The sequence below is a fragment of the Variovorax davisae genome (assembly GCF_030316845.1).
GTDB lineage: Bacteria > Pseudomonadota > Gammaproteobacteria > Burkholderiales > Burkholderiaceae_C > Variovorax > Variovorax davisae.
Genome location: NZ_JASZYS010000001.1, coordinates 269103 through 278802 on the forward strand (window position 1 = coordinate 269103; position 9700 = coordinate 278802).

At 70.4% G+C, this 9700-nt stretch carries 12 protein-coding genes; 7 read left to right on the forward strand and 5 right to left on the reverse strand.

Annotation, left to right across the window (positions count from 1 at the left end):
- Positions 1-11: 11 nt before the first annotated feature.
- From QTI33_RS01340 to QTI33_RS01350, 3 genes are all read left to right on the forward strand, one after another.
- Positions 12-293 carry a DUF427 domain-containing protein gene (locus QTI33_RS01340; protein ID WP_286503923.1) on the forward strand — a complete coding sequence of 94 codons (282 nt, stop codon included), beginning with the start codon at positions 12-14 and terminating at the stop codon, positions 291-293.
- Positions 290-1030 (forward strand): 2OG-Fe dioxygenase family protein, encoded by a 741-nt coding sequence (locus QTI33_RS01345; protein WP_286503924.1) that lies wholly within the window; start codon positions 290-292, stop codon positions 1028-1030. Before QTI33_RS01340 ends, QTI33_RS01345 begins: the two co-directional genes overlap by 4 nt.
- 111 nt (positions 1031-1141) lie before the next feature.
- Positions 1142-1588 (forward strand): universal stress protein, encoded by a 447-nt coding sequence (locus QTI33_RS01350; RefSeq protein ID WP_286503925.1) that lies wholly within the window; start codon positions 1142-1144, stop codon positions 1586-1588.
- 6 nt (positions 1589-1594) lie between these two features.
- Here QTI33_RS01350 and QTI33_RS01355 read toward each other — a convergent pair whose 3' ends face one another.
- The gene (locus QTI33_RS01355) at positions 1595-2233 is read right to left on the reverse strand and encodes an RluA family pseudouridine synthase (RefSeq protein WP_286503926.1); all 639 of its coding nucleotides are present in this window, start codon (positions 2231-2233) and stop codon (positions 1595-1597) included.
- A gap of 104 nt (positions 2234-2337) precedes the next feature.
- Between QTI33_RS01355 and QTI33_RS01360 the strand changes: the two genes are divergently transcribed.
- Positions 2338-3519 (forward strand): MFS transporter, encoded by a 1182-nt coding sequence (locus QTI33_RS01360; RefSeq protein WP_286504526.1) that lies wholly within the window; start codon positions 2338-2340, stop codon positions 3517-3519.
- On the opposite strand, the gene QTI33_RS01365 is transcribed toward QTI33_RS01360, so the two are convergent.
- From QTI33_RS01365 to QTI33_RS01375, 3 genes are read right to left on the reverse strand one after another with little or no spacing between them, the layout of a single operon-like run.
- Complete coding sequence (locus QTI33_RS01365; RefSeq protein ID WP_286503927.1) at positions 3516-3797, reverse strand: 2Fe-2S iron-sulfur cluster-binding protein; 282 nt, start codon at positions 3795-3797, stop codon at positions 3516-3518. The two genes, QTI33_RS01360 and QTI33_RS01365, sit on opposite strands and share 4 nt — an antisense overlap.
- On the reverse strand, positions 3794-4078 hold the full coding sequence (locus tag QTI33_RS01370) for a VF530 family protein (protein ID WP_286503928.1): 285 nt from the start codon (positions 4076-4078) through the stop codon (positions 3794-3796). The genes QTI33_RS01365 and QTI33_RS01370 overlap by 4 nt, the downstream gene beginning before the upstream one ends.
- Positions 4075-4221 carry a hypothetical protein gene (locus tag QTI33_RS01375; protein ID WP_286503929.1) on the reverse strand — a complete coding sequence of 49 codons (147 nt, stop codon included), beginning with the start codon at positions 4219-4221 and terminating at the stop codon, positions 4075-4077. Before QTI33_RS01375 ends, QTI33_RS01370 begins: the two co-directional genes overlap by 4 nt.
- An 89-nt stretch (positions 4222-4310) precedes the next feature.
- Between QTI33_RS01375 and QTI33_RS01380 the strand changes: the two genes are divergently transcribed.
- Both QTI33_RS01380 and QTI33_RS01385 read left to right on the forward strand, forming a co-directional pair.
- Positions 4311-4826, forward strand: coding sequence for a GNAT family N-acetyltransferase (locus QTI33_RS01380; protein ID WP_286503930.1), 516 nt, complete (start codon positions 4311-4313; stop codon positions 4824-4826).
- Between the two features lie 14 nt (positions 4827-4840).
- Positions 4841-5746 carry a DUF808 domain-containing protein gene (locus tag QTI33_RS01385; RefSeq protein ID WP_286503932.1) on the forward strand — a complete coding sequence of 302 codons (906 nt, stop codon included), beginning with the start codon at positions 4841-4843 and terminating at the stop codon, positions 5744-5746.
- Between the two features lie 25 nt (positions 5747-5771).
- Here the strand turns inward: QTI33_RS01385 and QTI33_RS01390 are convergent, their stop codons facing one another.
- Positions 5772-5993, reverse strand: coding sequence for a hypothetical protein (locus tag QTI33_RS01390; protein ID WP_286503933.1), 222 nt, complete (start codon positions 5991-5993; stop codon positions 5772-5774).
- Between the two features lie 267 nt (positions 5994-6260).
- Here QTI33_RS01390 and QTI33_RS01395 point away from each other — a divergent pair, with 267 nt between their 5' ends.
- A complete protein-coding gene (locus QTI33_RS01395) occupies positions 6261-9632 on the forward strand; it encodes an autotransporter outer membrane beta-barrel domain-containing protein (protein WP_286503935.1) in 3372 nt (1123 codons plus the stop codon).
- The last annotated feature ends 68 nt before the right edge of the window (positions 9633-9700 follow it).

The following is a 9700-nucleotide window of genomic DNA, read 5'->3' on the forward strand; positions in this document are numbered from 1 at the left end:
CGGAGAACCTGATGAAAGCAGTTTGGAACGGCGTCACCGTGGCGCAGAGCGACGACACGGTGCTGGTCGAAGGCAATCACTATTTCCCCATGCATTCGCTCAACCGCGACCATGTGACCTTCAGCAATCACAAGACCACCTGCGCCTGGAAGGGCACGGCGAGCTATTTCTCGCTGCTGGTCAACGGCGAGCTGCATGCGGACGCGGCCTGGTACTACGCCGATCCGAAGCCCGAGGCCGAGATGGTCAAGAACCGCGTCGCCTTCTGGAAGGACGTGAAGGTGACGGAGTGAGCCTTGCGTTCAGTCCCCCCTTCACACCGCCCGACCGCCTCGTTCCCACCCTGCGCCAGGACGGCTATGCGGTGCTGAGCCCGCAGGGGGTGGCCGACTGGCTGGGCACGCCGCTGGCGCAGCTCGAAGCCCTGCACGGCGACTGGTCCCATCTGCCGCCCGACGACTACCTGAAGGACGGCGGGCGCTATCGCACGCGGCGCCATGCCTGCTTCACGGTCGATGGCGCGACCCTCGAACAGGCGCCGCACCGCGCGCACTGGCAGCCGGTCGAATACAACGCGCTGCACGGCGGCATGCAGCGCTGGTTCGCGCCGATGGAGGCCGCGACCGTGGCGCAGCCGGCCTGGCAGCAGCTGATGCGCAGCCTCGGCGAGGTGGCCAGCGGCGTGCGCGGCGCGCAGCGCTGGTACGTCGAGGCGCACCAGTTCCGCATCGATACCGCCGACGGCATCGGCCGCCCGACGCCCGAGGGCGCCCACCGCGACGGCGTCGACCTGGTGGCGGTGGCGCTGGTCGGACGCCACAACATCAAGGGCGGCGAGACCCGCGTGTTCGAAGCCAGCGGCCGCCGCGGCGAACGCTTCACGCTGACCGAGCCGTGGACGCTGCTGCTGCTCGACGATGCCCGCATGATCCACGAGTCGACGCCGATCCAGCCCCTGATCGAGGGCGAGGCCGGCTGGCGCGACACGCTGGTCGTCACCTGCCGCAGCGGCGGCTTCCAGGGCGATTGACGCCGGCCTCCCCGCGCCGCAGTCGTCCTACAACCGATGGCCGTGCCTTGGATGTAAATTCGAGGCCCGGTTCGCGCGAACGAGCCCTGTAGAGAACCAAAGAGGTCCGCCATGTTCAATCACATCCTGGTCCCGATCGACGGGTCCGACACCTCGATGCTCGCGGTCAGCAAGGCCAGCGGGCTGGCGCTGGCGTTCGGCAGTCGCATCACGCTCATCCATGTGGTGGACAACTACCCCTTCATCGGCGTCGGCGCGGACTATGCGCTGGGCCAGAACGAATACCTCGCGGCGGCCACCAGCAGCGCCAACGCGGCGCTGGCGCGCGGCGTCGCGGCGCTGGCGGCCGAAGGCCTGCACAGCGACCAGCGCGTGATCGACGGCCACGTGGTGCACGAAGGCATCGTCGACACCGCGATCGCGATCGGCGCCGACCTGATCGTCATGGGCTCGCACGGGCGAACCGGCATCGAGAAGCTCCTGCTGGGCAGCGTCACGCAGCGCGTGCTGCAGGACGCCAAGTGCCCGGTGCTGGTGGTCCGCGGCGACCTCCACTGAAGCCCCTCAGGCGAACGGCAGCGGACTTTCGAAGCGCAGCGCCCGGCCGTCGGCCGGGTGGAGGAGGGCGAGCGCGGCCGCGTGCAGCAGCAGGCGGGGCGCACGCTGGCGGACCGCCTCGCTGCCGTAGAGCGCGTCGCCGAGGATCGGATGCCCGATCGACAGCAAATGCACGCGCAGCTGGTGGCTGCGCCCGGTCAGGGGCTCCAGCCACAGGTGGCTGGCATGGCGCGCGGGCAGCAGCCGCTTCACGCGCCAGCGCGTCTGGCTCGGCTTGCCGGCGGGATCGATCTTCTGCAGCGGCCGGCGCGGCCAGTCGGCTGCCAGCGGCGCGTCGATCAGCGACCAGTCCGTCGACACCGGCAGCAGGCCGTCGACGATCGCCTCATAGCCCTTGTGCACCTGCCGGGCCGCGAACGCATCGCCGAGCAGGCGCTGCATCTGGGCACTGCGCGCCATCAGCACCAGGCCGCTGGTCGCCATGTCGAGCCGGTGGACCACGAGCGCATCGGGCCATTGGCGCTGGGCCCGGGCACTGAGGCAGTCCTGCTTGTCCTCGCCGCGGCCGGGCACGCACAGCAGGCCGGCGGGTTTGTCGAGCACCAGCAGGTGCGGGTCTTCGTGGATCGGCTGCAGTTCGGTCATGAAGGGACCGAGTCTAGGCTCGGCTATCCTCGACGCCGATGTCTGCCGCCTCCGAACCCGCCCGCGCCCCGCGTTTTTCCGACCTGACGAGCGAGCGGCCCTTCATGCGGCTGTGGTCGGCGCGGCTGTTCGGCACGGCCGCCAGCCAGATGCTGCTGGTGGCGATCGGCTGGCACATGTACGAGCTCACCGGCAGTGCCTGGGATCTCGGGCTGGTCGGCCTCTACCAATTCGTTCCGGCCCTGCTGCTGGCGCTGCTGGCCGGCCACGTGGTCGACCGGCACCATCGCGGCCGCATCGTGGCGGCCTGCTTCGGGGTCCAGGGCGCGGTGGCGCTGGTGCTGCTGCTCGCGGTGCAGGCCCGGCACGACACCCGGGGCCTGCTGCTCGCCCTGTCGCTGGTGCTGGGCGCCGTGCGCGCCTTCCAGATGCCGGCGCAGCAGGCGCTGACGCCCCTGCTGGTGTCGCCGATGATGCTGCCGCGCGCGATGGCCTTCAGCTCGGCCGGCATGCAGGGCGCCATCATCGGCGGGCCGGCCCTGGGCGGGCTGCTGTTCGTGGCCGGCATGGCCGTCGTCTATGGGGTCGCGCTGGCCTTCTTCGCGCTGGCCGCCGCCCTGGTGCTGCGGCTGCGCTATGCGCACCTGCCGCCGGCGCGCGAGCCCGTCACCCTGCGCACGGTGCTGGCCGGCGTCGACTTCATCTGGAAGCGCAAGCCGGTGCTCGGGGCGGTCTCGCTCGACCTTTTCGCGGTGCTGCTCGGCGGCGCGGTGGCGCTGCTGCCGATCTATGCCAAGGACATCCTTCACACCGGGCCCTGGGGCCTCGGGCTGCTGCGCGGGGCGCCGGCGGTGGGCGCGCTGGCCACCTCGATCCTGCTGACGCGGCGGCCGGTCGAGCGGCAGGTGGGCCGCACGCTGCTGCTGGCGGTGGGGCTGTTCGGCGTCTGCATGGTGGTGTTCGGCATCTCGCGCAGCTTCACGGTGTCGCTGATCGCGCTGGCGGTCTCGGGCGGCGCCGACATGGTCAACGTCGTGATCCGGCAGACCCTGGTGCAGCTCGAGACGCCCGATGCCATGCGTGGCCGCGTGAGCGCGGTCAACTCGATCTTCATCGGCGCCAGCAACCAGCTCGGCGAATTCGAATCGGGCGCCACGGCGGCCTTGCTGGGGCCCGTGGGCTCGGTGGTGGCGGGCGGCGTCGGCACCGTGCTGGTGGCGCTGGCCTGGTTCCGGCTCTTTCCGTCGCTGGCGCAGCGCGACCGCCTGGTGCGCCCGAGGCCCTAGACGGCGGAGAACGCGTACGGCACGTCGAGCACGACGTCGCCCAGCGGCTCGGCCACGCACGGCAGGATCCAGCCCTCGGCCTTCTCGTCGACGCTGACGCCGGGCCACTCGATGCGATAGCGGATCCGGCCGCTCGCCAGCCGGCACAGGCAGGTGCGGCAGGTGCCGTTGCGGCACGAACTCGGCAGCTCGATGCCGGCGGCATCGGCGGCCTGCAGCAGCGTCTGGCCGGGGCCGCAGTCGAAGCGGAAGCCGCCCGGCCGGATCTCGGCCTTCATTCGGGGGGCTGGGCCGCCGATTGCTGGCGGCGCTGGTCGCGCAGCATGAAGAGGTACAGGCTCTCGACTTTCTCGCGCGCCCACGGCGTCTTGCGCAGGAACTTCAGGCTCGAGGCCACGCTCGGGTCGCTGGTGAAGCAGCGCAGCGGAATGCGCTCGCCGAGGCCGGCCCAGCCGTAGTGCGCCGCCAGCGCGGTCACGATGGCTTCCAGCGTGAGGCCGTGCAGGGGGTTGCGCGGCTGCTTCGGCGCGGCCGCGCCCGGATCGGGCGCGTCGCTCACTTGTTCTTGAGCTTGCCGCGCGGAATCACGGCGGTGGTGATGGTGCGCACCGGCTCGATGGCGGCGCCCGGCGGCTTCGGCGGCGAAGTGTCCTTCTTCGGTTTCTTGGCTTCCTTGCTGCTGCGCTGCTGACTCTTTGCCATGGTTTTCTCTCCGGAATAAATGCGAATGCGACGGTCAGTTTAGCGGGGCGGCGACAATAGGCCGCTTTACCGTTCCGTTTCCCGCATCCATGTCCGACTACGAAGTTCGCCCCGCCACCCTGCGCGATGCCAAAGCCATCGCCGAAGTCCACGCCGCCGCCGCCCGGGCCGCCTACGAAGGCATCCTGCCCGAGGACGAATTGCGCACGCTGGCGCCTGCCAGCCGCGAAGCCAAGTGGCGCGAGGCCATCGAATTCAGCGAGCCGCAGGTGCAGGTCGCGGTGCTCGACGGCGAAGTGGTCGGCTTCGTCGGCTTCGACCGTTCGCGCGATGCCAAGACGCCGTCGACCACCGGCGAGATCTGGGCCATCTATGTCCTGCCCGCGCACTGGGACAAGGGTGTGGGCGTCGCTCTCTGGGATGCCGCGCGCGACGGCCTCGAGGAAGAGGGCTGCACCGTGGTCACGGTCTGGGTGCCGCTGCGCAACGACCGCGCGATGCGCTTCCACGAACTCGCCGGCTTCAAGCGCGAGATGAAGACCGCCAAGACCACGGCCATCGGCAGCGTGAAGATCGAGGAAATCCGCCTCAAGCGCAGCGTCTAGCCGAACGCCACGCCATGGCCTCCAGCCTGCTGCTGCTGCTCGACGACATCGCGACGGTGCTCGACGATGTCTCGGTCCTGACCAAGGTCGCGGCCAAGAAGACCGCCGGCGTGCTCGGCGACGACCTGGCGCTGAATGCGCAGCAGGTGTCGGGCGTCAAGGCCAACCGGGAACTGCCGGTGGTGTGGGCGGTCTGCAAGGGCTCCTTCGTCAACAAGGCGATCCTGGTGCCGGCGGCCCTGGCCATCGGCAGCTGGCTGCCGTGGCTGGTGACGCCGCTGCTCATGGTCGGCGGCGCCTTCCTGTGCTTCGAGGGCTGCGAGAAGCTGGCCCACAAGTTCCTGCACAAGGAAGAGCACGCGCAGGACACGGCCCGGCACGAGCAGGCCGTGGCCGACGAGCGCGTCGACATCGCCGCGGTCGAGAAGCAGAAGGTCAAGGGCGCGGTGCGCACCGATTTCATCCTGTCGGCCGAGATCATCGCGATCACGCTGGGGACCGTGCAGGGCCAGCCCTTCCTGACCCAGCTCACGGTGCTGGTGGGCATCGCCCTGATCATGACCGTCGGGGTCTACGGCCTGGTCGCCGGCATCGTCAAGCTCGACGATGCCGGCCTCTACCTGAGCCAGCGCCAGGGCGCGGGCTCGCGCGCCATCGGCCGCGCCATCCTGGCCGCGGCCCCCTGGCTCATGAAGGGGCTCTCGATCGCCGGCACCGCGGCGATGTTCCTGGTCGGCGGCGGCATCCTGGTGCACGGCGTGCCGGCGCTGGCCCATGCGCTCGAGGCCTGGGCGGCGCCCCTCGGCGGTTTGCTGGGCGCCCTGGCCTCGATGGGCGCCAACGCCGCGGTCGGGATCGTCGCCGGCAGCATCGTGCTGGCCGGGGTCGAACTCGTGAAGCGGGCGCGCCGCACCCGCTAGAGCCAGGCCGGCGCCGGGCGTTTTTTCAGCGGTCCTGGCCCCGGGCCCGCTGCACCAGGGCCACGACCACCAGCGCGATGCCCAGCACCAGCGCGAACCAGCCCACCACGGAAGCCCCGCCCACCGTCTCGCGCCAGCCGGGCGAGCTCAGGAAGTGGGGTGTGATCAGCACCGCAGCGCCAATGAGGATGCACAGCACGCCGCGCTCGATCATGCGCGGGTTGCGGGAGGGTCGTCTAAAAGCCATCGTGCGAGTGTAGGGCGCCGGCCGGCTGTCACGGGCATGTGACAACGGAGCGCCCCGCGCGGGCGCGGCCCCGATGGGGTGCGAGATCGCCGATCGGCACGGTGACTGCTGGGGTCGCTGCTATCTGAATCATAGCGTTGTTAATCGAAAAGTGCACCATTTGTGCGCAATTCGTGAACTTGTTCCGTCGAAAAAGAGTACCTAACTACTACAGTCGTAAGTATTAGTTTTGGCCTCAGGGCCTCTCATTTTCGGAAGAGCAACTGCATGAACCGCGTTTTCAGTGTCGTCTGGAATTCCTCCCTTCAGGCCTGGGCCGTGGCTTCCGAACTGGCGCCGCGCGCCGGCAAGACGGCGACCCGCAGCGTCGCGGCAGGCGGGATTGCCGCCGCCCTGCTGGGCTTCGCCGGGGCCGCGGCGGCGGCCTGCACGACCAGCGCCGACGTGATCACCTGCGACACCAGCAGCACGCAGGCCACGACGGTGGGCGCGGGGCCCGGCACGCCGCTCAACACCTCGGTGATCGTGAACGCCGACGCCCAGGTCAGCACCGGCAACCAGACCGCCATCAGCATCGGCGACCACTCCAGCATCGTGATCCACGACAAAGCCACGGTCGAGAACGTGGCGTTGAACGGTTCCAACGGCTTCTATGGCACGGGTGCCAACACGATCGAGATGGGCTCGAACAACACGCTGACCATCGCGCAGGGCGCCAAGGTGCTGTCGAGCGGTTCGTCGGGCACGGCCGAGGCGATCAATCCGGTCGGCAGCGACAACCTGATCATCAACAACGGCGAGATCCGCTCGAGCGCCGGCGGCGGCGCCTTCTGGTTCGAGGCGACCACCGGCCGCAACACCATCGTCAATGGCGCCACCGGCATCATCGCGTTCACCGGCGGCTCGGACAACATCCTGGGTGCATCCGGCACGATGGCCCTGGACTTCACCAACAAGGGCCAGGTGCTGGGCTCGCTGACCTTCGCCGACGGCGACGACCGGCTCACCATCCACGACGGCTCGAAGATCACCGGCAGCATCGACGGCGGCAGCGGCAACAACACGCTGGCCCTCGGCGGCACCGGGGTCGGCACCTTCGACAAGGCGTTCTCCAACTTCCAGACCCTGGTCAAGGAGGACAGCGGCACCTGGACCTACAAGAACCCGCTGCCCGGTTCGGGCATCACCAGCACCCGCGTGGCCGGCGGCACGCTGGTGCTCGGGCTCGGTTCGAACGGGAGCGCCTATGCCGGCACCATGACGGTCGACGCAGCGGGCACGCTCGAAACCCCCGCCGCCTTCGCGCCCCTGGCGATCACCGACAACGGCCTGGTGCGTTTCGCGCAGCCCATCGACGCCAGCTACACCGGCCTGCTGAGCGGATCGGGCGGCATCGAGAAGACCGGCAGCGGCACCCTGACCTTGACCCGCGACCAGGCCATCACCGGCACCACCACGATCAGCGCCGGCACCTTGAAGCTGGGCACGGGTGTCACGGGCGGCACGGCGGGCAAGGTGGACGGGCCGATCGTCGACAACGGCGCGCTGGTGATCCACCGGTCGGACGCCGTCACCTTCGGGGCGCCGATCAGCGGCAGCGGCAGCGTGACGCAGCTCGGCGCCGGGGTCACCACCTTCACGGCCGACAACAGCTACCTGGGCGGCACCACCATCGCGGCCGGCACGCTGCAGCTCGGCAATGGCGGCTTCAGCGGCGGCGTGGTCGGCGCCATCGTCAACGACGCGGCCCTGGTCATCAACCGGTCGAACGCCCTGACCCTGGCCGGCACGATCAGCGGCAGCGGCAGCGTGATGCAGCGCGGCACCGGCAGCACGACCTTCACCGCCGACAACAGCTACAGCGGCGGCACGACCATCGTCGCCGGCGCCTTGCACCTCGGCGACGGCGGCACCACTGGCAGCGTGGCGGGCAACGTCCGCAACGATTCGATGCTGGTGCTGAACCGCTCGAACACGCTGCAGTTGGCCGGCGTGATCAGCGGCAGCGGCGACCTGCTGCAGATGGGCGGCGGCACTTCGCTGCTGTCCGGCGCCAACAGCTACAGCGGCGCGACCACGGTCGCGGCGGGCACGCTGAAGGCCGGTGCGGCGGGGGCGTTGAGCATGGCGTCGGCCCACACCGTGGCGGCCGGCGCGACGCTGGACACCGGCGGCTTCGACCAGGGCGTCGCCTCGCTGCGCAATGCCGGCACGGTCAGCCTGATCGGCGCCGCTGCGGGCAGCACCCTGACGGTGAACGGCGCCTACGTCGGCAGCGGCGGCGTGCTGAGCCTCGGCACCGTGCTGGGCGGCAGCGGCAGCCTCAGCGACCGCCTGGTGCTCAACGGCGTTGGCGCCAGCGCCAGCGGCAAGACCACGGTGCGGATCACCAACCTCGGCGGCCTCGGCGGCCTGACCACCGGCAACGGCATCGAGGTGGTGAGCGCCGTCGGCGGTGCCACCACCACGGCGCAGACCACGCGCGACGCCTTCGCCCTGGCCAATGGCCATGTCGATGCGGGCGCCTTCGAATACCGCCTCTATGCGGCCGACGCCTCGGGGGCGGGGGAGAACTGGTACCTGCGTTCGACGACGACCGTGTCGCCGATGCCGCCGGCGGTGCCGCCGGTGCTCGAGGACGGCAGCACGGGCAAGACCGAGTCGCCGGTCAACAGCGTGCCGACCTACCGCGCCGAGGTGCCGCTGTTCGCCGCCCTGCCGGCCCAGCTGCGTCAGTCCGACCTGGCGATGCTGGGCAACCTGCATCGGCGCGTGGGCGATGAAGCGGCGCCGGCGGCCGGCGATCCGGCGGGCGGCCGCCAGGCCTGGGCGCGCGCGGTCTACAGCGATCTCGACATCCGGCAGGAAGGTCCGGCCTCGGCCCAGAGCCAGGGCCACGTGAGCGGCGTCCAGGCCGGCACCGACCTGCTGGCCAGCGGCGGCTGGCGTGCCGGCCTCTACGTCGGCACGCTCGACGGCAATGTCAACGTGGTCGGCAATGCGCGGGGGCTGATCGCCTCGGTCGGCAGCAACGACCTGAAGTCGCGCTATCTCGGCGGCTATGCGACCTGGATGGACGGCAACGGCCTCTACGCCGACGCCGTGCTGCAGGGCGGCCGCCACAGCTACACCGTGCAGCCGTACGGCAGCCTGAATATCGACGGCAAGGCCAGCAGCCTCACGGCCTCGATCGAGACCGGCAAGGCGTTCGCCCTGGGCGAAGGCTGGACGATCGAGCCGCAGGCCCAGCTGATCCACCAGAGCAGCCGCTTCGACAACGTGCTGATCGGTGGCGCGCTGGTGACGCAGGATGCCGGCGACGGCTGGATCGGCCGCCTGGGCGTGCGCATCAAGGGTGACGTCATGACCGCGGCCGGCCGGCTCCAGCCCTATGGCCGCCTGAACGTCTACCGCGCCAGCTCGGGCACCGACGTCGCGAGCTTCATCGGGCCGGCGGCGAGCACCCCGATCGCCAGCCCGGTCGGCTACACCTCGACCGAGGTGGCCGCCGGCATGACCCTGGCGCTGACCTCCACCACCACGCTCTACGGCGAAATCGGGCAGATCTACAGCGTCAGCGGCGACGCCAAGGTGCAGTCGACGCTGCAGGGCTCGATCGGCATGCGGCTGCGCTGGTAGGCGGGCGGTCCGCGGGGGCCGGGTTTGGGTTCAAATACGCTTCCAGCGGCCGCCCGCGCCGGGCGGCC

Coding starts and splice junctions, on each gene's coding strand:
- QTI33_RS01385 (WP_286503932.1), top strand. CDS start 4,841: ATGGCCTCCAGCCTGCTGCTGCTGCTCGACGACATCGCGACGGTGCTC.
- QTI33_RS01395 (WP_286503935.1), top strand. CDS start 6,261: ATGAACCGCGTTTTCAGTGTCGTCTGGAATTCCTCCCTTCAGGCCTGG.
- QTI33_RS01340 (WP_286503923.1), top strand. CDS start 12: ATGAAAGCAGTTTGGAACGGCGTCACCGTGGCGCAGAGCGACGACACG.
- QTI33_RS01360 (WP_286504526.1), top strand. CDS start 2,338: ATGCGGCTGTGGTCGGCGCGGCTGTTCGGCACGGCCGCCAGCCAGATG.
- QTI33_RS01390 (WP_286503933.1), bottom strand. CDS start 5,993: ATGGCTTTTAGACGACCCTCCCGCAACCCGCGCATGATCGAGCGCGGC.
- QTI33_RS01365 (WP_286503927.1), bottom strand. CDS start 3,797: ATGAAGGCCGAGATCCGGCCGGGCGGCTTCCGCTTCGACTGCGGCCCC.
- QTI33_RS01375 (WP_286503929.1), bottom strand. CDS start 4,221: ATGGCAAAGAGTCAGCAGCGCAGCAGCAAGGAAGCCAAGAAACCGAAG.
- QTI33_RS01380 (WP_286503930.1), top strand. CDS start 4,311: ATGTCCGACTACGAAGTTCGCCCCGCCACCCTGCGCGATGCCAAAGCC.
- QTI33_RS01350 (WP_286503925.1), top strand. CDS start 1,142: ATGTTCAATCACATCCTGGTCCCGATCGACGGGTCCGACACCTCGATG.
- QTI33_RS01355 (WP_286503926.1), bottom strand. CDS start 2,233: ATGACCGAACTGCAGCCGATCCACGAAGACCCGCACCTGCTGGTGCTC.